General features: G+C 65.2%; 26 protein-coding genes. 13 read left to right on the top strand and 13 right to left on the bottom strand.

The features are described 5' to 3' along the window. Nucleotide 1: 1 nt before the first annotated feature. A complete protein-coding gene (locus ACODTA_RS14975; protein WP_489066709.1) occupies nt 2–688 on the top strand; it encodes a winged helix-turn-helix domain-containing protein in 687 nt (228 codons plus the stop codon). After that, nucleotides 689–2,074 (top strand): sensor histidine kinase, encoded by a 1,386-nt coding sequence (locus tag ACODTA_RS14970; RefSeq protein WP_489066708.1) that lies wholly within the window; start codon nt 689–691, stop codon nt 2,072–2,074. A 10-nt stretch (nt 2,075–2,084) separates the two neighbouring features. On the opposite strand, the gene ACODTA_RS14965 is transcribed toward ACODTA_RS14970, so the two are convergent. Then, nucleotides 2,085–2,411 carry a UrcA family protein gene (locus tag ACODTA_RS14965; RefSeq protein ID WP_489066707.1) on the bottom strand — a complete coding sequence of 109 codons (327 nt, stop codon included), beginning with the start codon at nt 2,409–2,411 and terminating at the stop codon, nt 2,085–2,087. Nucleotides 2,412–2,558: 147 nt separating this feature from the next. Between ACODTA_RS14965 and ACODTA_RS14960 the strand changes: the two genes are divergently transcribed. Next, nucleotides 2,559–3,521, top strand: a complete 963-nt coding sequence (locus tag ACODTA_RS14960) for a LysR family transcriptional regulator (RefSeq protein WP_489066706.1) — start codon at nt 2,559–2,561, stop codon at nt 3,519–3,521. Here ACODTA_RS14960 and ACODTA_RS14955 read toward each other — a convergent pair. The 3 genes from ACODTA_RS14955 to ACODTA_RS14945 form a co-directional block, all read right to left on the bottom strand. After that, nucleotides 3,503–3,652, bottom strand: coding sequence for a hypothetical protein (locus ACODTA_RS14955; RefSeq protein ID WP_489066705.1), 150 nt, complete (start codon nt 3,650–3,652; stop codon nt 3,503–3,505). The genes ACODTA_RS14960 and ACODTA_RS14955 overlap by 19 nt on opposite strands. A gap of 87 nt (nt 3,653–3,739) precedes the next feature. Next, nucleotides 3,740–6,235: a putative bifunctional diguanylate cyclase/phosphodiesterase gene (locus tag ACODTA_RS14950; protein WP_489066704.1), complete on the bottom strand. Its 2,496-nt coding sequence runs from the start codon at nt 6,233–6,235 to the stop codon at nt 3,740–3,742. Nucleotides 6,236–6,337: 102 nt separating this feature from the next. After that, complete coding sequence (locus ACODTA_RS14945; RefSeq protein ID WP_489066703.1) at nt 6,338–6,814, bottom strand: anthrone oxygenase family protein; 477 nt, start codon at nt 6,812–6,814, stop codon at nt 6,338–6,340. A gap of 127 nt (nt 6,815–6,941) precedes the next feature. Between ACODTA_RS14945 and ACODTA_RS14940 the strand changes: the two genes are divergently transcribed. Beyond that, nucleotides 6,942–7,718, top strand: coding sequence for an NRDE family protein (locus ACODTA_RS14940; protein ID WP_489066702.1), 777 nt, complete (start codon nt 6,942–6,944; stop codon nt 7,716–7,718). Here the strand turns inward: ACODTA_RS14940 and ACODTA_RS14935 are convergent. From ACODTA_RS14935 to ACODTA_RS14925, 3 genes are read right to left on the bottom strand one after another with little or no spacing between them, the layout of a single operon-like run. Then, the gene (locus ACODTA_RS14935; RefSeq protein WP_489066701.1) at nt 7,643–8,914 is read right to left on the bottom strand and encodes an NAD(P)/FAD-dependent oxidoreductase; all 1,272 of its coding nucleotides are present in this window, start codon (nt 8,912–8,914) and stop codon (nt 7,643–7,645) included. The two genes, ACODTA_RS14940 and ACODTA_RS14935, sit on opposite strands and share 76 nt — an antisense overlap. Nucleotides 8,915–8,958: 44 nt before the next feature. Further along, the gene (locus tag ACODTA_RS14930) at nt 8,959–9,582 is read right to left on the bottom strand and encodes a Pr6Pr family membrane protein (RefSeq protein ID WP_489066700.1); all 624 of its coding nucleotides are present in this window, start codon (nt 9,580–9,582) and stop codon (nt 8,959–8,961) included. Continuing rightward, on the bottom strand, nt 9,579–10,085 hold the full coding sequence (locus tag ACODTA_RS14925) for a MarR family winged helix-turn-helix transcriptional regulator (protein WP_489066699.1): 507 nt from the start codon (nt 10,083–10,085) through the stop codon (nt 9,579–9,581). The genes ACODTA_RS14930 and ACODTA_RS14925 overlap by 4 nt, the downstream gene beginning before the upstream one ends. 96 nt (nt 10,086–10,181) lie before the next feature. Between ACODTA_RS14925 and ACODTA_RS14920 the strand changes: the two genes are divergently transcribed. Further along, a complete protein-coding gene (locus ACODTA_RS14920; protein WP_489066698.1) occupies nt 10,182–11,399 on the top strand; it encodes a cytochrome P450 in 1,218 nt (405 codons plus the stop codon). 166 nt (nt 11,400–11,565) lie between these two features. Here ACODTA_RS14920 and dinB read toward each other — a convergent pair whose 3' ends face one another. Further along, on the bottom strand, nt 11,566–12,606 hold the full coding sequence (gene dinB / locus ACODTA_RS14915; protein ID WP_489066792.1) for a DNA polymerase IV: 1,041 nt from the start codon (nt 12,604–12,606) through the stop codon (nt 11,566–11,568). Between the two features lie 63 nt (nt 12,607–12,669). Then, the gene (locus ACODTA_RS14910; RefSeq protein ID WP_222989661.1) at nt 12,670–12,876 is read right to left on the bottom strand and encodes a DUF5818 domain-containing protein; all 207 of its coding nucleotides are present in this window, start codon (nt 12,874–12,876) and stop codon (nt 12,670–12,672) included. A gap of 102 nt (nt 12,877–12,978) precedes the next feature. Between ACODTA_RS14910 and ACODTA_RS14905 the strand changes: the two genes are divergently transcribed. After that, complete coding sequence (locus ACODTA_RS14905; RefSeq protein ID WP_489066697.1) at nt 12,979–13,410, top strand: Ros/MucR family transcriptional regulator; 432 nt, start codon at nt 12,979–12,981, stop codon at nt 13,408–13,410. Nucleotides 13,411–13,416: 6 nt separating this feature from the next. Here the strand turns inward: ACODTA_RS14905 and ACODTA_RS14900 are convergent, their stop codons facing one another. Next, nucleotides 13,417–13,833 carry an Rrf2 family transcriptional regulator gene (locus ACODTA_RS14900; protein WP_489066696.1) on the bottom strand — a complete coding sequence of 139 codons (417 nt, stop codon included), beginning with the start codon at nt 13,831–13,833 and terminating at the stop codon, nt 13,417–13,419. A gap of 101 nt (nt 13,834–13,934) precedes the next feature. Between ACODTA_RS14900 and ACODTA_RS14895 the strand changes: the two genes are divergently transcribed. The 3 genes from ACODTA_RS14895 (at nt 13,935) to ACODTA_RS14885 (ending at nt 15,805) form a co-directional block, all read left to right on the top strand. After that, entirely contained in the window at nt 13,935–14,333 is a 399-nt protein-coding gene (locus ACODTA_RS14895) for a group III truncated hemoglobin (protein ID WP_489066695.1), read from the top strand. 23 nt (nt 14,334–14,356) lie between these two features. Then, nucleotides 14,357–14,938, top strand: a complete 582-nt coding sequence (locus ACODTA_RS14890) for a TehB family protein (RefSeq protein WP_489066694.1) — start codon at nt 14,357–14,359, stop codon at nt 14,936–14,938. Between the two features lie 102 nt (nt 14,939–15,040). Then, complete coding sequence (locus ACODTA_RS14885) at nt 15,041–15,805, top strand: class I SAM-dependent methyltransferase (RefSeq protein ID WP_489066693.1); 765 nt, start codon at nt 15,041–15,043, stop codon at nt 15,803–15,805. A gap of 10 nt (nt 15,806–15,815) precedes the next feature. On the opposite strand, the gene ACODTA_RS14880 is transcribed toward ACODTA_RS14885, so the two are convergent. The 3 genes from ACODTA_RS14880 to ACODTA_RS14870 form a co-directional block, all read right to left on the bottom strand. Beyond that, nucleotides 15,816–17,531 carry a DEAD/DEAH box helicase gene (locus tag ACODTA_RS14880; RefSeq protein WP_489066692.1) on the bottom strand — a complete coding sequence of 572 codons (1,716 nt, stop codon included), beginning with the start codon at nt 17,529–17,531 and terminating at the stop codon, nt 15,816–15,818. A gap of 128 nt (nt 17,532–17,659) precedes the next feature. After that, complete coding sequence (locus ACODTA_RS14875; RefSeq protein ID WP_489066691.1) at nt 17,660–19,597, bottom strand: PhoX family protein; 1,938 nt, start codon at nt 19,595–19,597, stop codon at nt 17,660–17,662. Nucleotides 19,598–19,608: 11 nt separating this feature from the next. After that, nucleotides 19,609–22,509 carry a TonB-dependent receptor gene (locus ACODTA_RS14870; protein WP_489066690.1) on the bottom strand — a complete coding sequence of 967 codons (2,901 nt, stop codon included), beginning with the start codon at nt 22,507–22,509 and terminating at the stop codon, nt 19,609–19,611. A 333-nt stretch (nt 22,510–22,842) separates the two neighbouring features. Between ACODTA_RS14870 and ACODTA_RS14865 the strand changes: the two genes are divergently transcribed. Genes ACODTA_RS14865 through ACODTA_RS14850 form a run of 4 tightly spaced genes read left to right on the top strand, consistent with a single transcriptional unit; the run spans nt 22,843 to nt 25,976 of the window. Continuing rightward, the gene (locus tag ACODTA_RS14865) at nt 22,843–23,829 is read left to right on the top strand and encodes an SPFH domain-containing protein (protein WP_489066689.1); all 987 of its coding nucleotides are present in this window, start codon (nt 22,843–22,845) and stop codon (nt 23,827–23,829) included. A gap of 7 nt (nt 23,830–23,836) precedes the next feature. Next, nucleotides 23,837–24,508 (top strand): DUF4178 domain-containing protein, encoded by a 672-nt coding sequence (locus ACODTA_RS14860; RefSeq protein WP_489066688.1) that lies wholly within the window; start codon nt 23,837–23,839, stop codon nt 24,506–24,508. Then, nucleotides 24,505–25,830 (top strand): DUF4178 domain-containing protein, encoded by a 1,326-nt coding sequence (locus tag ACODTA_RS14855; RefSeq protein WP_489066687.1) that lies wholly within the window; start codon nt 24,505–24,507, stop codon nt 25,828–25,830. The genes ACODTA_RS14860 and ACODTA_RS14855 overlap by 4 nt, the downstream gene beginning before the upstream one ends. Continuing rightward, nucleotides 25,827–25,976, top strand: coding sequence for a hypothetical protein (locus tag ACODTA_RS14850; RefSeq protein WP_489066686.1), 150 nt, complete (start codon nt 25,827–25,829; stop codon nt 25,974–25,976). Before ACODTA_RS14855 ends, ACODTA_RS14850 begins: the two co-directional genes overlap by 4 nt. Nucleotides 25,977–25,979 lie beyond the last annotated feature (3 nt).

Here is a 25,979-nt window from a genome sequence, read left to right as displayed (position 1 = left end):
GATGGGGCATAAGCTGCTGCTGATCGAGGACGACGAGGCCACCGCGAGCTATATCGTCAAGGGCATGACCGAAGAGGGCTTCGTGCTCGATCATGCCGATAATGGCCGGGACGGTTTCTTCCTGGCGAGCGATGGCAGCTACGACGCGATCATCCTCGATCGCATGCTGCCGGGGATGGACGGCATGGCGGTGCTTGGCGCATTGCGCGCGGCGAAGATCGAGACCCCCGTGATCATCCTCTCCGCGCTTGGCTCGCCCGAAGATCGCGTCGGCGGCCTGACCGCAGGCTCGGACGATTATCTGGTCAAGCCCTTCGCCTTCGCCGAACTGCTCGCACGGGTGCGGCTGATGCTGCGGCATCGCGGATCGGGATCGGCGGTGGTGACGAGCCTGAATTGCGCCGATCTCGATATGGACCTGCTCTCACGCAAGGTGCGGCGTGGCGGCCGGACGATCGAACTGCAGCCGCGCGAATTCCGCCTGCTCGAATATTTCCTGCGCCATGCCGATCAGGTTGTCACCCGCACTATGCTGCTTGAAGGCGTGTGGGATTATCATTTCGATCCCGGCACCAACGTCATCGACGTCCATGTCAGTCGGTTACGCCGCAAGCTGGACGACGGATCGGACACGCCATTGCTCCACACCATCCGGGGTGCGGGTTATCGATTGGGGGCGGCCGCCTGAATGGCGCCGCGCTGGCGCAGCCTGATCCGTTCGACCACCGCGCGGCTGGTGGTTCTGGCGTTCCTGTTCCAGATGCTGGTCACGGCCGGCGTGTTGCTGTTCGTCCAGCAGGCGAGTCAGCACGCGTTGATCGAGGAACAGCAAGCGCTGGTGGGCGAACTGCGCGACGAATTGCGCGGCGCCTATGCCGGCGGCGGTCAGGCGGAAGTGAAGCGCCTGATCCTGACACGGTTGCGATCGGTGCGGAGCGACGCGGTGGTGATCCTGCTCGCCGATCGCGCAGGCATGCCGGTCGCGGGCAATATCGCCGCCTGGCCGACCGTCATTCCATCGGAGACCGACTGGCGGACGATCGATCTGTACCGCATGGGCGCGGACCAGCCCGAACATATGGGTGTGGCGACCACAAGGCTGCCCGACGGATCGCGGCTCCTGACCGGTCATGTCATCGATGCCAACCTGCGACTGACCCGTGTCAATGCGGAGGCGATGCTGGCGGCACTGTCGATCGGCCTGTCGCTGACGCTGGTCGGCACGCTTGCCTTTGGGCGCCTGCTCAGCCGCAAGATCCAGGGCGTGGTCGCGACGGCGGCGGCGGTCGGTGACGGTGCGCTGGCGCGGCGCGTTCCGGTCGACGGCAGCGGAGACGCCTTCGATGCGCTCGGCGAATCAATCAACGTGATGTTGCAGCGGATCGAGGCACTGGTCTCGCAATTGCGGATGATGACCGACGGCCTCGCCCACGACCTGCGCTCGCCGGTGACGCGGCTCAAATCGGTGCTCGAACGCGCGATTGTCGAAACCCGCGACACCGAGGCGCTGACCGCGCTGGAAAAGGCATCGGCGGAAGCCGACACCCTGCTCTCAATGCTGTCGACAGCCCTGCTGATCAGCCGGGCCGAAGCAGGCATCGGCCGCGAATCGCTGGTCGAGAGCGATCTGGCGACACTGCTGTCCGACCTGGTCGAGGTCTATGGGCCGCTGGTGGAAGATCGCGGCTTCACGATCTCCGCGGATGCACAGACCGGTCTCACCGGGCGGCTGCACCGCGAACTTGTCAGCCAGGCGATCGGCAACCTGGTCGAGAATGCGCTGAACCATGGTGAAGGCGGCAGCGCCATCATGCTCATCGCCCGCGACCATGACGGGATCCTGGCGGTGGAGGTGTCCGATGACGGTCCCGGCATCCCGAGCGAACGACGCAGCGATGCGCTACGCCGCTTCGGCCGGCTGGATCCCTCGCGCCACCGCCCCGGATCGGGACTTGGACTGTCGCTGGTCGAGGCGGTCGCGGGACTGCATCATGGCGCGATCTCGCTGGAAGACAATCAGCCGGGCCTGCGCGTCGTGATGACGCTGGGCCCGGCGATCGTTCGGCAGCAATAGCGCACCGATATCATTGCGCGGCGATGCGCGTGCTTCCCTGCCGCCGAGCCGCAGCGATCGCGCCTTCACGCTGGACTGAAACACGATCCGCCGCGTCGGTGCGGCAGCGCTGGATCGCTTTCCAGCCCATCGGATCGGCGCTCGACGCATCACCGCAGGCGGTGGCGATCGCGATCTCGATGCGGCGGTCGAGCGTCTTGCGGCCCTTGGCCGTGCTCAGGTCCAGATCATCGTGCGCGACGGCGCGGACGACGGGCGGGTGGCGGGTTTCAGCCGCGGCGGCCGGCGCCACGCACAGGGCTCCGGCAAGCGCGGATAGCGCTAGCAAGGTCTTCATGACCGTCTCCATAATGTCTAGGTCGCCGGTCTTTTCCGGCCAGACCGATCTACACCCCCCTGCCGGCACAGACGAACAACGATGTTGCGCTGCGATACTGCATTATTGCAGAATGCCGCTATCATATGATCGGGGCATAAGTCACAGATGCTCGACTGGAATGATCTCCGTTATTTCCTGGCCGTCGCGCGCACGGGCAGCACGCTGGCGGCGGGCAAGTCACTCGGCGTCAGCCAGACCACGGCCGCGCGCCGGGTGGCCGCGCTGGAAGCGGCGGCGGGCGTCACCCTGTTCGAGCGGCGACAGGCCGGTTACGTGCTGACCGCCGTGGGGGAGGCGCTGCGCGAACGCGCCGAGGCCGTAGAGGCGGCCGCGAATCGCTTTGCCGAGGATGCCGGATCGCATGGCCGCGAGGCGAGCGGCACAGTGCGGCTGACCATGCAGGAAATCCACGCCGTCACCATCATGGCGCCGATCCTGCGCGATCTGCGCGAGGCGCATCCGACGATCCGGATCGAGCTCGATACCAGTGAGCAGGTACGCGACCTGGAAGCGGGCGAAGCCGATATCGCGCTGCGCTGCGCCGGTCGGCCGTCAGGCAGCGGACTGGTCGGGCGCCGCGTCGCCGACGAACCATGGACGGTCTATTGCAGCCGCGATTATGCCGCACGCCACGGCACGCCGCGCCGCCCGCGCGACATGATTGATCATGTGATCATCGGCGGCGGCGGCAAGGGCGTCTGGCGCATCTATCGCGCTTGGCTGGAACAGCATGGCCTGGCCGATACCGTCGCCATCCACCATGATTCCGCCACCGGACTGCTGTCCGCCGTGCGATCGGGCATGGGGCTCGCCACCCTGCCCTGCTTCGTCGCCGATGCCGATCCGGAACTGATCCGCTGCGTCCCCATTCCCAGGGAAGTGGAACGCGGTGTCTGGCTGCTGACGCACGAACGATCGCGCCATATACCCCGCGTGCGCGTGGTGCTGGATTTCCTGGGCGAACGGCTGACCCAGCTTGCCCGCCGCCAGGCGCAGGCCAGCACCGGCATGGCGCCGGGATCGATCATGCCCGCTTCAGTCCCGCAGGATCAATCCGGATCCCCCTGACGCTCGGCCGCGCGAACCAGGTCGAGGCAGCGCCGATAATCGGCGACTTCCCTGGCGATCTCCGCATCGCTGATCGGACGGCCGCGCAATGCCTTCCAGATCTCCAGCGCCAGGATTTCGTCGGCTCCCATCATGCTTCTCCTTCGCGTGGCGGACGCCATGCATATTCAACCCAACGGCCATACACCCAGATCGTTGCCGGGGATCGGCGCAATGCCCTATCGCAAATCGCCGAGTGGCCCCGGCCGCGCGAACAGATAGCCCTGCCCCAGCGTGCAGCCGAGCTCGATCAGGCGCTGGCGCTGGGCGGTCGTCTCTATCCCTTCGGCAATCACCGATTTGCGCATGCCCCGGCCCAATCCGATGATCGCGCGCACGATCGCCTCGCTGCTGCCGTCGCCATCAAACAGGCTGAGCACGAAGGAACGATCGATCTTGAGGATATCGATCGGCATCCGCTTCAGATGGATGAGTGAGGCATAGCCGGTGCCGAAATCGTCGAGCGCGATCTGGACATTGGCCTCATGGAGCAGGCGCAGCGCCTCCGCCATCGCATCGACCGAACGGCCGAGCACGATATCCTCGGTCACTTCGATGCACAGTCGCTCCGGTGCGACGCCCGCCTCTTCCAGCCGGCTCAACAGTCGCCGCGCTGCGTGCGCACCGTCGAGCTGCGCCGCCGTGAAATTCATCGAGACCGCGCGGATATCGTCAGGGCGCGCGGCAAGCATGGCCAGCACGCGCGTGAGCACGCGATCCTGCACCGCGCTGCCGATCTTCGGATCGACAAGCACGCTGCCGAACACCGATGGCGTCAGCACGCCATGTTCGGGATGCTGCCAGCGCAGCAGCGCCTCGTAGCTGACGACGCGGCCGCCCTCCAGTTCGACGATCGGCTGATAATGGAGGACGAATTCGTCACGCTCCAGCCCCAGATGCGCGTCACGCGCCAGCGCCGCGCTGCGATCGATCTCCGCGCGCAGCCCGGGATCGTAGCGATGCAGCCGCCGCCGCCCACGCAGCTTGGCCTCATAGAGCGCCAGATCGGCGTTCTTGTAGAGCGGATCGGCATCGAGCGCGTCTTCCGGATAACGGGCCATGCCGATGCTCAGCGACAACGCCCAGCTCCGCCCGCCATAGCTCCAGATCTCGCCCTGCATCATGTCGAGCGTTTCGGAGATTTCGGCGATCCGCCGTTCGTCCGCCCGCGTCAGGATCAGCGCGAACTCGTCGCCGCCGATCCGTGCGACATGCTCATCCGTCCCCACCGCGCCGCGCAACATCTCCCCGACATGCACCAGCAAGGCGTCACCCCCATCATGACCCAGCCGGTCATTGATCTCCTTCAGATTATCGACGTCGATCAGATAGAGCTGTATGCCGCGCGCACTCGATTCCATGCGGGTGCGCAACGCCGCCTGGAACGAGGCGCGATTGCCCAGGCCAGTCAGGAAATCGGTCTGCGCGGCGCGGCGCAACGTCTCGCTTTCGATCGCGATCGCCGCGCGGGCCTGTTCGGCCAGGTCGCGTTCGCGGCGCAGCAACCGAAAGCGATCGGCGATGGCGAGCGAAAGCGCGATCGACTCGAAAGCAAGCGTGCCGAAGGTCGCGAGGTCGACAAGATCGTTCTGCGGCAGGAAACCCAGGTTGCGGGCCAGCCGCAGTGCGAAGATGACGAGCACCGGCGTCCAGCCCAGCAGGTAGAACCAGACGATGCGGCTGCCTCGCCGGATCGCATAGCAGACGCCGATAAAGACCGAGATGGCACTGGCGAGGATGGCATAGTTCATCAGCCGGTCCATCAGCGCGGCAGGCAGGATCTGGTCGGCCGAGGCGGCGGCGCCGAGCAATATCCCGATCAGCGCGAGCACGCGCCCGGCACGGTGAAGCCAGCGCGGCAACACGCCTTCCTCGATCACCGCCAGGAAGAAGACATTGCCGGTGCCGATCATGACGCCGACCAGGATAAAATCGAGCCGGACCGTCACCGGCCCGACAAATCCGGGCAACAGCAGCGCGATCACATTGGTCCAGATCAGCCCATAGGCGAGCACGGTTGCCGCCCAGATCAGGTACCAGCGCTGGAATGTCTGGCGATGACCGATATAGATCACAAGATTATAGGCGAAGGCTGAAAGCAATGCCCCGCTGAACAGGCCCATCAGCAACAGCCAGCGATCGCTCAGCTTCCTGGCGGTCTCCGGGCTTGCCGCAGTCACCTTTCGCATCAAGCCGAGATCGGCCAGCCTGTAATAGCCGATATGGATCTGCCGGACGTCGCGGCCCGCCCGATCGACGACGAAGCGCTGCAGTCCGCCTGGCGCCCAGTTTTTTTCGAGGTCGCCGGCGTCCCGTACCATTTCCTGGGCACGCCCGCGCGAGTCGATGATCACGATCGCGATCCGGTCGAAACGCGCCTGATCGATGAGCAGGCGCCATCTGACCGGCAGCGCCGCAACCCGGGCAGCATCGGGGCCCGCAAGCCGGCTGGTGTCGAGCCGTAGCCATAGCCAGCGGTCATGATAACCCGTGGCCTTGCCGCCGCGGCAATCAAAGCTCAGGCCACGAACCGTATTCGCGTTCGGCAACCGATCCGCCGGAGCATTCGCATGGCAGAAATGCGACCTGAGTTCGACGCTTTCCGCCGATGCCGCCCCCGGCCAGAACACCGCGAGCAACAGGAACAGGATCGGCAGGATATTACGTACGTGCACTCGGCTCCCTTCGGGACTGGGTCGTTAGGCCCGCCATGCTGAAGAGAAGCTAAACGCGCCAAATCATATCAGGGTGCATGGTTGGTTAAGGCTGATTATCGCTCAGGAAGGAAGCGCAAGAACGAACAACAGGCCCGCCAGTGTCGGCGAGATCGTCCGCATCGTGTTCCAGCGGGTCCAGGCCCGTTGATAATGCGCCCATAGCGCCGGTTCCCCTGCCGACTGGACCGCTGCGAGCCGATTGTTGAGCGGCACGTTGAAGGACATCGTCACGCCGAAGCAGCCGAACAGATACAGAAGCGCGCCCGACAGGATCAGGCCCGAACCCGCGCGATCCCAGGCGAACAGCGACCAGCCCGCGATCGCGAGACTGAACGGCACCATGCCCATGAACGGAATCATGAAGCTGGGCGTGAACACGGTGACGTTGATCGACCGCATGGCATTCGCACCCTGTTCTGACGGGATACGCCCGAGCCCAGCCATCACGAAGGACGAAAAAGCATGGAAGATGCCGCCGACCAGGATGGCGGCGACCGCAGCGACGAGAAGCGATACGGAAATGATCGTGTCGGTCATGGCGAGACTCCCTTCATGGGGGTTCGACGGAGACGAGGCTGTGCTTCCGCCATGATTTTGTCGTGGCTCTTTGTCGAGCCCGCGTTTTTCGGTCGCCAGCGGGCGGCGGATGGGCAATGGTTCGTCCATGTGTGTCCTGGCCTTCGCATGGCGATCGCATCCGCGCTGGCGCTTGATCGTCGCGGGCAATCGCGACGAGCTTCACACCCGCCCCGCCAGCGCGCTCGCGCGGTGGGATGATCCCGACCATCTGATCGCGGGGCGCGATCTGGCGTCGGGCGGCACCTGGCTGGGCGTTTCCGAACAGGGCAGCTTCGCCGTCGTCACCAATTTGCGAGGCCATGGCGGGCCGGACCCCGACCGCGCGTCACGCGGTGCGCTCGTCTCCGATCTTCTGGCCGGGCACGGCGCCTATGCCGATGCGGACAGCGCCACGCTCGATGACTTCAATCCCTTCAACCTGATCGTCGCCGATCGCGATCGCGCGCTGTTCCTGTCCAACCGGCCCGAAGCGCAGCGCAGCCTGCTCGCGCCGGGCATCTACGGCCTGTCCAACGGCACGCTCGACGAACCATGGCCAAAGACGCTCAGGCTGAAGGCGCTGATGCTCGACTGGATCGTGTGCGACGCAACACACCCGGAGACATTGCTCGACGGCCTTCGCGAGGACGTGCTGCCCGATGTCGGGCTCCGCACGGCCGCTGCGTCGGATGTGCCGCAAGAGCCCGCATTGTCGCCGATCTTCATCCGCAACCCCGTCTATGGTACGCGCTGCAGCACCGTGGTCGCGATCGACGAGCGCGGCCACGGCGTGATCGTCGAACGGCGCTATGATGCTGCTGGGGACGCAACCGGCGAAACGGCGCTCAGCTTCAACTGGCCGCGCTCAGCCGCGAAGCGATAAGGGTCGAAACAGGCGGCATCCGGGTCCGGCATTCCCGACAGATCGGCGGCGATGATTTCGCCGGCCAGCGCAGCGAAGGCGATGCCGTTGCCGCCAAAGCCCGCCGCAATCCACAAGTGCCGCGCATTGGCTGCGCGTCCAATCGCAGGCAGGCCATCGGGCGAGGCCCCGAAGGTGGCTGCCCAACTTCGATCGATCGCAACCGGCCCGCTTCCCAGCATTGCCTCCAGCTTTGCGGCGATGACCCCGGCCTTCGCCGCTATCATTGCGTCGCGACGGGCAGGATCGTGGAAATCCTCGTCCTCGCCGCCCGCGACGATCCTGCCATCGGCTGTCGTGCGGACATAAAGATAGGGATCGGCAGCTTCCCAGATCATCGCGTTTTCGCACCAGCGCGGCGCCAATCCCGGCGGACTTGCGAAAGCGAAGCTGGAAAGCAGGGAGAATTCGGCGGGCAGGAACATCGGCGCACGCTCATAGCCACCGGCAAGGATCACGGTTCGTGCCTTGATCGTCGCGCCATCGCCCAGCCGCAGCGTGATGCCGTCCGCGTGCTGATCAAGCGCGAGCACATCGCGAGGGTGGCAGATCGCGCCGCCACGGGTACGAACGATATCGAGCAATCCATGCGTGAGCGCGACCGGATCGACTTCGAACCCGCCCGACGAAACCAGCCCTGCCCTTGGAGCGATGCCGAAACGGGCCGCGACCCCATCTGCATCCAGGAACGTGCTGGGCAAGGCGTGGCGGCGATGCGCCTCGCCTTCTTCGGCCAGCGCGTCGCGATCGAGCAACCCGCCTTCCAGATACAATGTCGGTCGGTCCACCCGCGCGCAATCAATGCCGAGCGCGTCGATCCGATGGCCCAACCCGCTTACCGCCCGGTAGACGCGCCTCCAGCGACGGGCGGCCTCGTCCTCACCGAGCTTGCGGGCCAGATGCGTCAAGGGCACATCCATCGCCCACATCAGTTCGGCGGTGGACGCAGCGGTGCTGCCATGGCCGGGTGGACGCCGGTCGAGCAGCACTATGCGATGCCCGTCGACGCTCAGCCGCTCCGCTATCGTCGCCCCCATGATTCCGGATCCGATGATCACGATATCCGAGGTTGCGGGAAGCGAATCGGCGGCTTGGCCATCACCCGGACGCCAGACCGGATCGCCGCCGCGAAGGTCGTGATGCTCGGTCAGTTCCATGAGAGTCCCAAACTTCCGGACCTGCCGAAAGTTGCGTGCGCCATTCAGCGCGGGCGGCGCGCCAATCGATCATCAAGCCATACCAGCACGAAGCCGACGGCGAGGAAGCCGATTGCCATCGCGAACGCATTGGTGAGGGTCGCACCCCACCCGATCTGCGCGACATTCATAAATGGATAGGGATAGCGCCCCTCAAGGTCGCCGCGCACCAGCGCATAGCCGAAATAGGCGAGCGGCAGGCACGCCCAGAGGAACGGCGCGCGCCACGTCAATCCGCCCTTGGGCGCGAGCAGCAGCCAATAGAGCGGCACCAGCACCGGCGTGACGCTGTGAAGCAGGATATCGGCGAGCCGCGCGCCGCCGCTCAGTTCGAGCAAGCCGCGCAGCAACAGCGCATAGACCACCCCGACGAGCAGGATCGCGATCGTCACGCCGCCGATCGTGACGGGCGCCTTGAAAGCCCGCCAATCGAGCGCGATACCGGTCATCACGATCGCGGCCAGCAGATTGGCGATGATCGTGAAGAACAGCAGCATGTTCCAGATCGCGCCCCGGACCGAGCCCGCCAGGGCTGTGCTCGCATCGAGCTGAACCCCGATCCCGATCCAGCCGACCAGCGCGACCAGCGCTGCCGCCACCCTGCGCCCGCTCGGGCCGATATCGATCATCCCGCCTCCCCGGCTTCGCCGTTCAGCGCGGACACATCAGGCATACGCTTCAGCATCCTGCGCAGGAAATCGACAAGCATCGCTTCCTCTCCCGCGTTGAAATCCTGAAGCAATATTCGTGCGCGTTCCAACGCGATGGGGACGGCTTCGTCCTGCAGCGCCGCGCCAGCGGCGGTCAGCGCCCAGCGACGATAGGCGGGGTGGCGGTCGTCAGTACGGCTGACCACCAGCCCCCGCGCCTCCAGCCCCTTGAGCGTCCGGCTGGCCGCGCCGGGATCGAGCCCCATCACTTCGGTGAAGCGGCGGCCGAGGATATCGGGCTCGACCGCAAGCATCGCCAGCACACGGAACTCGGTGATGTTGAGCCCGAAGCGCGTGCGATAGGCAGCAGAACCGCTGGCCGTGAGCTTCGTCGCGACGAAATTGATCAACACCGAAACCGAGCGGTCGAGATCCATCGCCAATTGTGCGGGGTGCGCATGCGGTTTCTCGGGCTCGGTCATCGCGCCAACCTACAGCAAGCCCGCCGCCTGCCAAATCGCGATCGCATATTGACACTTTATATTGACTTATCAATATGAATGCAGGAGGCAAATTCGATGCGATCCCCTTATGCGATCTATGATGACGATCCGCCGCCCGGCGTGCCGGTGCTCGATATCGATCCGTTCGAGACCGGCTATTTCGACGATCCCTATCCGGCGCAGCAGGCGATGCGCGACGCGGGGCCGTATTTCTGGCTGTCACGCTACAGCGTCGGCGCGGTCGCGCGCCACGACAGCGTCCGCGCGGTGCTGGCGGACTGGCGAACCTATTGCTCGTCGCGCGGCGTGGGCATGGAGGATTTCGAGCGGCACGGCCGGTTCCGGCTGCGCAGCCTGATCCTGGAGGTCGATCCGCCCGAGCATGACGCGGCTCGGCGCGTGCTCAATCGCGTACTTTCCCCCGCCGTGCTGGCGGACCTTCGCGAGCGCTTCTTCGCGGCAGCGGACGCGATGATCGCCGAGCTGGTCGACCATCGGCGCTTCGACGGGATCGCCGACCTCGCCCACGCCTATCCCCTGCGCGTATTCCCGGACGCCGTTGGCATGGGTGTGGAAAATCGCGAGAAGCTGCTTCCCCATGCCGATGCGCTGTTCAATTCGTTCGGCCCTCGCAACACGCTGTTCCAGGCATCGACCGCGAAGGTCAATTTCGAATGGATCGAAGCGCAGGGACATCGCGAGCGACTGGCCCCGGGCGGGCTCGGCATGATGGTTCATGAAGCGGCCGACCGGGGCGAGATCGGCCATGGCGATGCGCAGATGCTGGTCCGCGCGCTGCTTCAGGCTGGGCTGGACACGACGATCAATTCACTCGCGGCGGCGCTGCACGCGCTCGCGCGGTTCCCGGACGAATTCGACCGGCTGCGCGCCAGCCCCGATCTGGCGAAGAACGCGTTCGAGGAAGCGGTGCGCTTCGAATCCCCCGTGCAGACTTTCTTCCGTACGGCGACACAGCCCGGCGAGCTTGGCGGCCTGCCCGTGCGCGCTGGCGACAAGATCCTGATGTTCCTGGGCGCGGCCAATCGCGATCCCCGCGCCTGGGATGAACCCGATCGCTACGATATCGGCCGGCGCATCACCAATCATGTCGGCTTCGGCGCCGGCATCCATGGTTGTGTCGGCAGGCTGCTCGCCAGGATGGAGGGTGAAGCGGTGCTGGCCTCACTCGCCCGCCGGGCACGCCGCATCCTGCTCGCCGGCGAGCCCGTCCGCCACTACAACAACACGATCAGAAGCTGGTCGAGCCTGCCCATGGAACTGGTTCCGGCATGAGTTGAATGGCGATCGGCTATGCTCGGACCAGTCGACATTCAGTTCAGACCGAGTCGAAAATGGTGATTTTTCGTGACCCGGAGCGTAGCGTGCTTATCGTACGTGAGCACCGGAAGCGCGGGAAAGCGCCATTTGCAGGCCGGTATGGGCTGAATGTCGATTGGTCCTAGAGCGGCAGCGTCGGCTGTGCTGGCCCGTCCGCATCCTCCTCGACGATATTAGAGAGCGTGACGCCGAGCAGACGGATGCCCGGCAGGATCGCGGGCAGATCGTCGACCAGCCCGCGCGCCAGCGTCTCGATCATCTCCGGGTCCCCGGTCGCGCCCGTCAGCGTGCGCGAGCGCGTCATCGAACGGAAATCGGCATAACGCACTTTCAGTGTCACCGTCCGGCCACGCGCGGCGGAGCGTTCGATGCGGCGCATCAGCGAGTCCAGTATCTCGCCAAGCGCAGCCTGAACGGCCGGTGGGTCCATCAGGTCGTTCGAGAATGTCGTCTCGGCTCCAACCGACTTGAGCGGACGGTCCGGCATGACGGGTCGATTGTCTATGCCCTGCGCCGCCAGATGGAAGTAATCGGCGCTGCTGCCGAAATGACGGGCCAGGAAATCGAGCCCGCAATCGCGCAGGTCAGCGCCGGTCCGGATGCCCAGCCGTTCCATCTTGGCCGCGGTCACCGGACCGACTCCACGAAAGCGACTGACGGGAAGCGCCGCGACAAAGGCCGGCCCCATCTCCGGCGTGATCACGCATAATCCATCCGGCTTGTTCTGGTCCGACGCGAGCTTTGCCACGAACTTGTTGTAGGACACGCCCGCCGATGCCGTCAGTTGGGTCTCTTCACGGATACGCCGGCGGATCTCCTCGGCCGTCGCGGTCGCAGACCGCAATGCGCGCCGATCCTCGGTGACATCGAGATAGGCCTCGTCGAGCGACAGCGGCTCGATCAGATCGGTATAGTCGGCGAAGATCGCGCGCACCTGCTGCGAAACCGCGCGATAGACGTCGAAGCGCGGCGGCACGAAAGTCAGTTCGGGACAGCGGCGGATCGCGGTGACCGACGGCATCGCCGATCTGACGCCGAACTTGCGCGCCTCGTAGCTCGCGGCGGCGACCACGCCGCGCCCGCCAGCGCTTCCCACGGCGAGCGGCCGACCGCGCAATGACGGATCGTCACGCTGTTCCACCGACGCGAAAAAGGCGTCCATGTCGATATGGATGATCTTCCGTTCCGCCACTGTTCGCACTTTAGGGGCAAGCGGCCGCCGGTTCTATGCCTCGGCGGTCACGCCATCGACATCGACCAGCCCATCAGCCACGACCACGCCGGTGACGCGGACGCGCTTCTCCACATGATCGACCGGAACACGATGCATATCGAGCATCCAGCGTCCGCCCAGATCGCGCCGCAATACGAAACCGGCGCCTTCGCGCAGCAGCGTTCCCAATTCGTCGATCCTGGTGCCGATGCCCGCCATGCCGTCGCTCTATGGCTTAGATAGCGATCCCGCTAGTCCAAAAGCTTGCATTGTCGTCGAAGCCGGGTATCGAATTTACCTCCATTTTGGAGGAAATTTTCGATGGCCGACGAACGCGACGAAAAGCTGCTCGTTCTGACCGCGGATATCGTCGCCGCACATGTGTCGAACAACAAGGTCGCGGTCTCCGATTTGCCGATGGTGATCGCGAACGTCCACGATGCGCTGGCCGGCCTTGCGAGCCCGCCCCCTCCCGTCGAGGAAGAGCCGCCGACGCCCAAGGTTTCGATCCGCGCCTCGCTGAAGCCCGATCATCTTGTCTGCCTTGAGGACGGGTTGAAGATGCGGACGCTCAAGCGCCATCTGATGACCCATCACAATCTGACGCCGGAACAATATCGCGCGCGCTGGGGTCTGCCCGCCGACTATCCGATGGTCGCCCCCAACTATGCCGAACAGCGCCGCAACCTCGCCATCGCCATCGGCCTCGGCAAGCGCCCGGAGAAGAAACCGACGCGCAAGAAGGGACGCTGAACGACCTTAGGCGGCGAACAATCTGCCGAGATCGGCGCGCCGGGCCAGAAGGTCCTCCAGCGTATAACCGTCGAGCACGCGCATGAAGGCGGCCAGCGCCTCGTCCAGCGCGCCGGTCAGGCCGCAAACGGGCGCGATCACGCAGCCGCCGCAATCGACCAGTTCGAACCCGTCCTCGGTATGGCGCACCACAGCGCCGACATTGATCTCGCCAGCGGGCCGGCCCAACCGGATGCCGCCGAAGCGGCCGCGAACGCTTGCCACATAGCCTTCACGCGCCAGATCGTTGACCACCTTCATCAGGTGATTCTGCGAGATCCCATAAGCGCGCGACACCTCGGCGATCGAGCATAGCGCATCAGGCCGCGCGCCAAGATACAGCAGCACGCGCATCGCATAGTCAGTGTAGCGCGTCAGGCGCATTCAGGCTCCATCTTCGGCATCACGCCATATATGCATTTCTGTTGCATCTTTAGAAGCAGGCTTATACATGCACTGTCAATACATGTTTAAGCGAGTCGATGATGATCGGAACGTCGGACATTGATGAAGAGGCTCTGGGCCGGCTGATTCCGCTCTTCTATGACCGGATCAGGCAGGATCCCCTGCTCGGGCCGGTGTTCGACGGTGCGGTCCATGACTGGCCGGCGCACCTTGAGACGCTGACCGCCTTCTGGTCTTCCGTCATGCTTACCAGCGGTCGTTACAAGGGCAATCCGATGCGTGCGCATCTGGCACATCGCGATACGATCACCCCGGAGATGTTCGAACGCTGGCTCACACTCTGGGCCGAGATCACCGACAGGCACATGCCGCAGGACAGCGCCGTGGCGATGCAGGCCAAGGCCGCGCGCATCGCGGAAAGCCTGCAGCTTGCCCTGTTCTTCCGGCTCGATCCGCCCGCGCGACAGGCAACCGCCTGATTGCCCATCGAAAGGGATCCGTCATGACGACCGCACCGAACAGCCGCGACAGCGCCCGCGCCGACTTCCGCCGGATGATGAAGCTGATCGGTATCGCCGGCATCGTCATGACCGCGGGCGCGCTCTGGTATCTCTCGCTGTTCGGCCCGTTGACCGTTCACATGGTTGTGGCAACGGTCGGCGGCGTCTTCGTGTCCGTGCTGCTGGGATGCGGCCTGTTCGCCGCCGCCTTCTTCAGCGACAAGAGCGGTCATGACGAGCAGGTGACGCGCGCGACATCCGCCGGATCGGCAGCGCGAGCGGCCAATCCGGACGCGATTCCGGATGGCCTTCTCCCCTATCGCCGCACGCCCGATTTTTCCGAGGCCAACGTGCCGGCGGCGCTGCTGGCCGATCATGACACCAAGCCCGGCACCTGGGGACTGATCCACGTCGCCAGCGGCAAGCTGCGCTATACAATCACCGATCCGCGCCGAATGCCGGTCGATATCATCCTGACCCCCGATCGCGCGCCCGGGATCGTCGAACCCACGATCCGCCACCATGTCGAGCCGATCGGTGCCGTCGCCTTCCATGTAGAATTCCTGCGCGCGGCGACGAACTGATTCGATGAACCTCCCGCGCGTTTCGACCACCGTCGGCAGCGCGGATTGAGCCGCCGCACGGGCGGGCGCATGATCCCGAATACGCAATCAAGGGGATCTGACATGCGTAACCTCATCCTGACCGCGCTGGCCGGCGCGGCCGCCTGCATTTCCGTTCCGGTATCCGCCGCCCCCGCCAAGCCCGACCTTGCCGCCGCCGTCGCCAGGGCCGGCCGTCCGGCGGAAGCGATCGCGCTGGACGAAAGCCGAAAACCAGCCGAAACGCTTGCCTTTCTCGGATTGAAGCAAGGCATGTCCGCCGCCGACATCATGACGGGATCGGGCTATTGGGCGGAGATCATCGCCAATGCGGTCGGGCCACAGGGTAAAGTGACCGCCTTCGAGCCCAACCAATTCTACACCGCCCCGGACGAGATCAAGAAATGGAATGCGCTGGTCGCCCGCCGGCCCGACGTGAATTTCGTCCGCTATCCCTTCGAGGCCTTCGCCTCCAAGCCCAACAGCTTCGATTTCGTGATCATCAATCTGAGCTATCACGACCTTTATTGGGAATCGGAGAAGTACAAGATTCCGCGCACCGATCCGGCCGCGTTCCTCAGGACGCTCTATGCCGCGACCAGGCCCGGCGGCGTGGTCGGCATCATCGACCATGTCGGTCCGTCAGGCGAAACCCGCGCGATCGTCGACAAGCTGCACCGCATCGATCCGACGACGGTGAAGGCCGATTTCAAGGCCGCCGGCTTCGTGCTCGAAGCGGAAAGCCCGCTGCTCGCCAATCCCGCCGACGATCATGGCAAGCTGGTCTTCAACCCCGCCGTGCGCGGCAAGACCGACCGGTTCCTGTACCGGTTCCGCAAGCCGAAATAGCGATCGCCACTCAGCGCCCCGGCCGATGCCCTTTCGGCTTGTGGCCCGGCCCCTTGCGGAACGGCTTTGGCGCATGGCGCACCGGCGCGGGACCGGCACGGTTGCGCTTGGCCTCTTCGCGCGGGCTGCCGTGCATCGGCTCGATCCGAACCGTGCCGCCGTCCTCGTCATTGCCCGCGGTGCGCTTGACCGCATCGGCGAAACGCGCGGCGACGGCACGCTGTACCTCGACCATGGTTTCGTTCGCGGCGATGCGGATCGCGCCCACCTCGCTACGCGTGATATGGCCGCGCCGGCACAACAGCGGCAGCAGCCAGCGCGCATCGGCGTTCTGCCGGCGACCGACATCCATGCGGAACCATACCGTATCCTCGAAACCCGGACGCGGCCCTTCGGATTTGGGCGGCCCCGCGCTCGCTTCGACGAGTTCCTCGGGTTGCGGCATCCGCGCACGGTGAACGCGGACCAGCGCCATGGCGATGTCTTCGGCCGAACGCTCGGCAAGCAGCTTCAACGCGACCTCGCGATCCTCGTCATCGGCCTCGACGGGCTGGAGCAGCAGATCGAGCAGTCGCTGGCGATCCGCCGTGCGAATGTCAGTGGCAGTCGGGGGATTCGTCCATTCCGCCTCGATCCGTGCGCCACGCAGCATCGAATCGACGCGTCGGCGGCGCGGATAGGGCACGATCAGGATCGCGGTACCCTTCTTGCCAGCGCGCCCCGTCCGGCCGGAGCGGTGCTGCAGCGTTTCGGCGTCACGCGGGATCTCGACATGGATGACGAGCGACAAGGTCGGCAGATCGATGCCGCGTGCCGCCACGTCGGTTGCGACGCAAACGCGTGCGCGGCGATCGCGCAGTGCCTGCAGCGCATGATTGCGCTCGCTCTGGCTATGCTCGCCCGACAATGCGACGGCGGCGAAGCCGCGCTCGATCAGGCTGGCGTGGAGATGGCGGACATTGTCGCGCGTCGCGCAGAACAGCATCGCCGTTTCAGCCTCATGATAGCGCAGCAGGTTGACGACGACATTCTCGATATCCGACGGCGCGACCGCCATCGCCTGATAGCTGATATCGCCATGGCCGCGATCGGTGCCGACGGTGGAGATGCGCAACGCGTCGCGCTGGTAGCGCCGCGCCAGGGCCACGATCGGCTTGGGCATGGTCGCCGAGAACAGCAGCGTCCGCCGCGTTTCCGGCGTCGCGTCGAGCAGTTCCTCCAGATCCTCGCGGAAACCCATGTCGAGCATCTCGTCGGCCTCGTCGAGCACGGCGACCGATATCGCGGACAGGTCGAGCGCGCCGCGTTCAAGATGGTCGCGCAAGCGCCCCGGCGTACCGACCACGATATGCGCGCCCTGCGCCAGGTTACGGCGTTCCTTCGACGCGTCCATGCCGCCGACGCAGGTGGCGATCCACGCCCCCGCCTTGCCATAGAGCCAGATCAGCTCGCGGCTGACCTGCAACGCCAGTTCACGCGTCGGCGCGATGATCAGCGCCTGCGGGGCGCCAGCAGGCGGCGCCCGGCCGGCATCGCCGGTCAGAAGCTGCGGCGCCATCGCCAGGCCGAACGCGACGGTCTTGCCCGATCCGGTCTGCGCGGAGACGACCAGGTCGCGCCCGTCCGCCTCGGGCTCCAGCACGGCTGCCTGAACAGGGGTGGGCGCGGCATAACCACGGGCGGTAAGCGCCTCCGAAAGGAGGGCGGGAAGAGTGTCGAAGCTCATGGTCTCTCATGCTCGCGCGGGAAATCATGGTCCGCGTCGTCACCAGTCGCCGTCTTTCGGGCACTATGGCACCCTCGGCACCCGCGCCCTTAGCGTGCCTGCCGCCATTCGACAATGCCCGACGGATTCTAAGCTTCGGGACCAGATCGATCGGACGCCCTGCCGATCGCGATCACCGATGGACGCGGCGGACGTCCGGGTGCGAAATCGGGCCAGCCGGTCTTGGCCGCACCGATGTCGTTCGCGCGCTCGGATGGATGCTGGATCGACAGGAACATCGTCCGCCCGTCGGGAGTGAAAGCCGGGCTACAGCATTCGGACTGGATCGGCGGCGAATAGAAGAGGCGCGGCAACCCGGCCCGCTCGCCCTGAACCTCCATCACCCACAGCCCGTCATGGCCGCGAATGCCGGGCCCATCGCTGCACACCCAGAGCCGGCCAGCGGGATCGAAACCGATATTGTCGGGCTCGACGAACCACCCCTTGGCGCTCGTCTCGGGATGGAAGGTGGCGCGATCCGCCGGATCGGCGGGATCGCCGCACAGCAGGAAGACGCGCCAGCCGAAAATATCGGCGCCGTGATCGGGCACGCCGGCCCGGACGGGCGGGATCAGTTCAAGGATATGGCCGTGCGCATTGGCCGCGCGCGGATTGGCGGGATCGACCCGGTCGGGCGAGCGTGCATCATTGCCGGTCAGCGCGATGAAGACATGACCGGTCACCGGGTCGGGCTCGAACCCCTCGGGCGAATCCATCGGTGTCGCGCCAAGCAGATCGGCGGCGCGTCTCGTTTCCAGCAGCACATCCGCCTGGCTGGCGAAGCCGTTGGCGGTGGTGAGCGGCCCCTGCCCCCAGACCAGCGGCAGCCACGCGACATCGCCGTCTGCGTCGAACCGCGCGACCGAAAGCACCCCGTCGTCGAGCAGGTCGCGATTGGCCGCCCGGTTCGTGCGATCGACCGGCCGCGCGCTGACGAAGCGGTAACAATATTCGAATTCCCAATCGTCGCCGAGATAGACCGCGACGCGGCCGTCGGCGGTCAGCGCGCAATGCGCGCCCTCATGCGCGAAACGGCCGAGCGCCGTGCGCTTTACAGGCGGCGCATCGGGATCGAGGGGATCGATCTCCACCACCCATTCGAAGCGATTGGGCTCGTTGGGATGGAGATCGAAATCGAAGCGATCATGGAAACGTGCCCAGCCGTAACGGCCATGCGCCGAACTCTCATAATGATTGCGCTCCATATGCGCGCGATCAGGATGGCGCGCGACGTCACCCGCGAAGAAATCGGCCGATCCTTCCTCGCAGCTCAGGATCGTGCCCCATGGCGTGATCCCTCCATTGCAATTGTCATGGGTGCCAAGCACACGCGTGCCCGTCGGATCGGCGGCGGTGCGCAGCTTCGCATGGCCGGCGACGGGGCCGGAGATACGGATCGGCGTGTCGGCGGTGATCCGGCGGTTGAAGCGGCTGTCGAGGTCGACACACCACTGCCCCCGCTCGCGCCGCAATTCGACGACCGACACACCGCACGATGCGATGCAGATATCGACCTGCTCGCGATCGATGCCATGGGCGACGATGTCGGCGGTGAGCCCGGGGAACATGAGGTGCGGGATGGGATATTCATGGTTGACCACCAGCAGTCCGCGATCCGACCGGCCCGAGCCCAATGGGAGCGGCACGAAGGCGGTATAGTCGTTGTTGAAGCCGAACTGGCGCCGCGCCGCGGCAGCGCTCTGCGCTCCCACATCGAAACCCGGCGCGTCGGCGAACAGCGGATCGCCCCAGCGAAGGACAATCTGTCGCTCATACCCATCGGGCAGGCGGTCACCGGGTTCCACCGTCAGTGGAATCTCCTCGAATTCGAACCGTGCGGCACTTGTCGCCGCCACGGCTCGTACGGGGAGCAACGCGCTCATGGCCAACCCGGCACCACCGGCCAGCAAGCCGCGCCGGTCAATCAGCGCGGACAGCGATGGCGCGGTTCCGTGCGGCCGGGCCGGGCTCAACCCACCCTTGTCGTTGCGGACAAGGGTGGGCCAATGATGTGCACGATCGCTCATCACCGCATCAGTCAGAAGGACGCGTTGATGCCGAAGGTGACGGTGCGGCCAGTATAGGTCGCACCCTCCAGGAAGCGGCTGCCCTTGCCGTACCGCTCGTCGACGATCGGGTTCTTGCCGCTGTTGAGCAGATCGACCGCGTTGACGAACAGCTTGAACCGCGGGGTCAGGGCATAGCGGATCTGGCCATCGAGCGAGCCGTAGGGCTCTTCGACGATACGCGTATTGTAGCTCGAGAAGCGGACAGCCTGACGATCGCGCCAGCTATAGGCCAGCGTGCCTTCGATGCCGTATTTCTGGTAAGTCAGCGCACCGGTGAAGATCGTCTCCGGCGCGTTGAAGAAATCGTCCTTCGCCACGCCTTCGATTCCGGTATCCGCCTCGCTGCGCTGGAAAGTCGCATTGGCATAGATGCCAAGCCCGCCCAACGCGCCCGGCAGTTTGGGGAACTGGCGGACCAGGTTGAGCTCGATGCCGTAGATCTTCGCGCTCTTGCCGTTGGTATAGGTGGTCACGTCGTCGATCACCTTGCCCACCAGGCGCGGATCATTGGCGAAGCGCGCGCGATCCCCCTCGGTCTCCGGCGCGACGCCGCTGAAGATGAAGCGGTCGATCTTCTTGTAGAAGACGCCGCCCGAGATCAGGCCGACCGAGCCGAAATAGCGCTCCAGGCTGAGATCGAAATTATAGGCATAGGCCGGCTTCAGCCCCGGATTGCCGACAGTCACGTCGACCTCGCCATCCTCTTCCTCGATCTCGGTCGCACCCGAGATGTAGAGCGGTTCCGGCCGCGCGATCGAGGTGTAGAAGGCGCCGCGCAGCACCAGATTGTCGTTCGCGCGGAAATTGACCTGAAGCCGCGGCAATATGCTGGTGTAACGCGCCTTGCCCTTCACCTTGGTGAAGACCGGATCCTCGTCCTCCAGCGCCAGCACCTCGAAATTGTCGGACGAGACACGGCTGTGGTCGACGCGGACGCCGCCGATCACTTCGAAGCGGCCCCAGACGCCCTTCGCCATCGCGTAAGCCGCATAGCTGTCTTCGTTGCTGGTATAGCTGTCCTCGTCCTGCGGGATCGCGCCGCCCTCGACATATTCGTTCACATAATCGGGGCTGCTCGCGATCAGCCGCTGCGCATAGTTCCGCCAATCCTTGAGATTGGCGATGTCGAGCGAGAGATAGGGCGCATAGGGCGCGCCGACCACACCGGTATCGACCAGCCGGCCGATGCCGAACTGGTTCATCGTCAGCGGGCCGGTCAATTCCATGACGTTGCCTTCGACCAGCGTCCGGCGCGACCGCTCGGCCTTCACCCCCAGCTTCACCATGCGCAGCCATGACGATGCCGGTTCATACGTCATGTTGAAATGCGCCGCGTAACGCGTGTTCTTCGTGTTATCGATATCGATGTCGTTATAACCCAGCGTGTAACCGTTGGGGTCGGCGATGGCCGCCCGATCCCGCGCGCTCAGGTTCGGGATCGGAAAGCGGCCCGAGAAATCATAGCCGAAGAGATTGCTGTCGAGCTCGCGGGTGAACGCCACCTCGTTGTCGAACGGCTCCTCGCGCTTGCCCGTCGAATAGCCGATGCCGTAATCCAGCGTAAAACCGCCAGTACGGGTGATCCCGCTCAGCACATAGGATTGCTGGGTAAGCTCGGTCTCTTCATATTGGTTGAAGATGTTCGCCGTGCCCGGCTCGGTGCGGATCAGATTGCCGTCATCGGCATATTCATCGGTGCCACCCTCGAAATAGAGCGCACGGCTCAGTTCCTTGTCGAACAACCGGTTGAAGCTGCCCTTGAAGGTGAATTCGGTGGTGTCGGTCGCCGCCCAGTTGAGCGCGACATTGGCCGAGATGTTCTGGCGGTCATTCTCGTATTCGGTCAGGTGATATTGCAGCGGGGTGACCCCGCTTGCCGGGTCGTCCTCGCCGAAGCTCAGATAATCCTCGTCCTGATAGAAGACGAAGCCCCTGGTCTTGCGCTTCGACCAGGCGCCCGAGACGAGGATACCGAACCGGTCGTCGGCACCGAACTTGGTCGCCAGCGTCGCCTGGACCTGGGGCTGCAACTTGTCGGCGAGGTCGTGGTAGAAGCCCGCCACCGTGAAATCCATGACCGGCTTGGGATAGTCGAAAGCGGTCGCGGTCTCGAGCACGACCGCACCGCCGATGCCGTCGGCCTCCTGGTCCGGCAACAGCGTCTTGTGAACGGTGATCGACGAAAGCGCGCTCGTCTGGATCATGTCCATCGGGACGCGCCGGTTCTCCTTTTCAGGCTGCGCGGCGTTCATGCCGTTGATCTGCGTATTGTTGAGTCCGCTATCGAGGCCTCGGATCGAGATATAGCGCCCCTCGCCCGCATCGACCTCGCGCTGGACGGAGACGCCCGGCACGCGCCGTAGCGCTTCGGCCGCGTTGAAATCGGGGAAGCGCCCCGCCTGATCGGCGGAGACGACATTGCGGACATTGTCCGCGGCCTTCTGCTCGTTGATCGCCTTTGCCTGGGCGCCGCGCTGTCCGGTGATGAGGATCGTGCCGGCATCGTCCTCATCCGCGGCGGCGGCGAAAGAAACATCGAGCGTGGCGGCCTGGCCGGGCTCCACCGTCACCTGTGCGGCGCGCACCGGCAGGCCGATATAGCGCACGCTGACGCTGTAGCTGCCCGGTACGACATTGCCGAACCGGTAAAGGCCCTGATCGTCGGTGACCGCGGTCTGGCCGGTCTCCTCGATGGTGACGATCGCGCCTGACAGCATCGCACCGCCTTCCGACTGCGATATCCGGCCCGACAGGACAGAGTTCGAGGTCTGCGCGGCGGCAGGTACGAACGGCAGGGCGACGGCGCCCAACGCGGCGCCACACAACAGGCGTGATGCGGCACGGACGAACAGCTTGGATTCTGGACGCATGACTTTCCCCTGGCCCGCCCGACGCGCAGGCGGGACCCCATATGCGGATGACCCGCGATTGACGGTTGGCAGCCTCTAAGCCCTGGTTCGCGTCACTCGGCCCTCGCCCCGATCGTGAGGGAGCGAATCGATTGGGGCAGCGCGTCGAAAGTTGCCGGCAAGCTGTGCTCGCCCGCTAGCAATGCAATGTTGCACTTTGGGGACATGCGGTAGAGTTTCTACGCGTCGTGGCAGGACTGCTCCGCTCCCAATGCAATCGGGCCATTGTCCGATTCTGCTTTCCAGCGACTGAGCGGACATTATGATTGAGCACGAACCTTGAAAGGGATCGACATGGGCGTGCTTGATTTTCTGTCCAAACAGTTTGTCGACGTCATCGACTGGGTTGAGGAGCCGGGCCTGCTCGCCTGGCGCTATCCCATGCAGGACCGCGAGATCCAGAACGGCGCACAATTGACGGTGCGCGAGGGGCAGGTCGCCGCTTTCTACAATGAGGGCACGATCGCCGACATGTTCGGGCCGGGCCTCTACACGTTGGAAACCTCGACGCTGCCGATCCTGACGGCGCTCGCCAACTGGGACAAGGCGTTCAAGTCGCCGTTCAAGTCCGACGTCTATTTCTTCTCGCAGAAGGAACAGATCAACCTGAAATGGGGCACCGCCCAGCCGGTGACGCTACGTGATCCCGAACTGGGGCCGCTGCGCATCCGCGCCTTCGGCAGCTATTCCTTCCGCGTCGAATCGGTGCCCGCCTTCATGCACAAGCTGGTCGGCACGCTCGAACGCCTGACCGTCGCCGATATCGAACCGCAACTGCGCGGCGCGATCGCGACGGCGATCGCCACCGGGCTGGGCGGCAGCGGCACCCCCTTCCTCGACCTCGCCGCCAGCCAGACCGCCTTTTCCGATGCGCTCAAGACGGCGGTGACGCCCGCCTTCGAGCAATGGGGCCTGAAGGTCGGCAGCTTCTTCGTCGAGAGTCTCTCGTTGCCGGAAGAGGTGCAGAAGCATCTCGACAAATCCAGTTCGATGCGTGTGCTCGGCGATCTCGATCGCTACGCCAAGTTCCAGGCGGCGGAGGCGATCGAGGTTGCGGCGGCGCAGCCGGGCGGCATGGCGGGCATCGGCGCGGGCGCCGCTGCGGGGCTCGCAATCGGCCAGACCATGGCGGGCGCGCTCGGCGGCGCGGCGCAGCCGGCGGCACCCGCCGAGGATCCGTTCACACTGGTCGAGAAGCTGCATAAGCTGCTCACCATCGGCGCGATCACCCAGGCGGAGTTCGACGCGAAAAAGGCGGAGTTGCTGGGCCGGATCCGCTGACACGGCGATGCTGAGCGTCAACTGCCCCAATTGCGGCGCGGAAATGGTGTTCCGTTCGCCGGCGCTGCCGGTGAAGGTGTGCGATTATTGTCGCACCGCCGTCACCCGGATCGACGATGGCGTGCGCGCCGCCGGCGAGATGGCGGTGCTGCCGTTCGATGTCAGCCCGATCCGGATGGGCACGCGCGGCAGCTTCGACGGGCAGGGTTTCGACGTGATCGGCCGCGTCCGCTGGGGCTGGAGCGACGGCGCGTGGAACGAATGGCTGCTGCTGTTCGCCGATGGGCGCGACGCCTGGCTGGGCGAAGCGATGGGGCAGTTCATGCTGCTGTTCGAAAAGCCGCTGGAAGGGTCGCTGGCCCGCGTCGTCTCCCGCCTGGCCAAGGGCGGCGACGCGACGATCGGCGACAAGGCCATGATCGACGGGATCGACTATCAGGTCGCCGACATCAAGGACGCGGCCTGCATCGCCTGCGAGGGGGAATTACCCTTCACCGCGCCCGCCGGCTGGAAGGTCAAGAGCGTCGATTTCCGTTCGAACATCGGCGCCTGCGCCAGCTTCCAGCATGACGGCACCGAGGCGTCGCTCTACACCGGCCGCTATGTCACGCTCGCGGAACTGCATCCGCAGGACCTGCGCGCGCTCGACGGCTGGACGATCCCGAGCTTCGCCGCATGAGCGATCCCGCGATCAACGCGATCACCTGCCCAGCATGCGGCGGCACCGTCGAGATGCGCGCGGCAGGCTACAGCGTCACCATCGTCTGCCAATATTGCAGTAGCGTGCTCGACGTCGCCAATCCCGACGTCCGCATCATCGAACGCTATCAGGAAGCCGCCCGCGCGCTCGCCATCCCGCTGGGCACGCGCGGCACGCTGCGCGGCGTGGAATGGGAGGCGATCGGCTATCTCGGTCGGTCGGAGGGCGGATATTATCCCTGGGAAGAATATCTGCTGTTCAACCCCTATCATGGCTATCGCTGGCTGACGACCGACGGTCGCGGCTGGAGCTTCGGCACCATGCTGACAGCGACACCCGACTATGTCTCGCACGGCGTGCTGTCGGTGAACGGCGAGAGCTATGACGCGTTCTTCCGTGGCGATGCGCAGGTCGATTATGTGCTCGGCGAATTCTATTGGCGGGTCGCGGCCGGCGAACAGGTCCAGACCGCCGACTATGTGCGCCCCGGCACGATGCTGTCGTTCGAGGGCAATGAATCGGAACGCAACTGGACGCTGAATGAATTGCTCGCGCCCAAGGAGATCGGCGCCTTCGGCGTCGATCCGCCCCGGCCCTGGCCGGGCAGCGGCCGGCCGCCGCTGCCGCATCAGCCATCGCCCTATGGCGCGAGCCTGAAAGGCTTTCTCAAGCTCGGGCTCGTCACCTTCGCGGCGCTCGTCGTCATCATCATGCTGTTCGGGCGCAAGGGTGAACCGCAATCCTTCACCATGGCGCTGACGCCGGGCCGCGAAGCGATCAGCCAGAGTTTCGGCCCGATCGTGCTGCCACGACCGAGCCAGGCCGTGACGATCAGCGCCGAGGCGCCGGGTATCGACAATCTGTGGGTCGACATCGATTATGCGCTGGTCGATCGCAAGACCCAGGCGAGCTACGAGGCCTATGGCCTGGTCGAACATTATTCGGGCCGCGATTCGGACGGCGCCTGGACCGAAGGCAGCCGCGACAAGACCACCAAGCTCGCGGTCGTGCCCGCCGGCACCTATGATCTGGTCGTCGACGCATCCGCCAGCCGCTGGAGCGGATCGGGATCGTCATCTTCCTATGCGGCCGACGGCTGGAGCGGGTCCGAACCCTCGGTGTCACTCGATATCAGGATCGCACCCGGCGGCTTCTTCCTGTCGAACTTCTGGCTCGCGCTGATCGTCATCATCCTGCCGATCGGTTTCCTGCTGTGGCGTCACGCGACCTTCGAGACCGCACGGCGGAACGAAAGCGACTTCGCCGGCAGCAGCGACGACGATGACGAGGACGACGAATGAGCAAGGGCACCTTTCTCTACGGCCTGTGGTGCTGCGGCGTCGTTGTCCTGTTCCTGATGAGCGCCTTTTCCGGATATTCGCCCTTTGCCGATGGCGGCCGCGCGACCCGCGCCGGCTTCTATGCCGGCGGCCCAAATCACAAATAGGAG

It is taken from the genome of Sphingomonas sp. FG14, assembly GCF_057809675.1.
The sequence above is the reverse complement of the archived record's forward strand: the minus strand, read 5'-3'. Positions and strand labels throughout refer to the sequence as shown.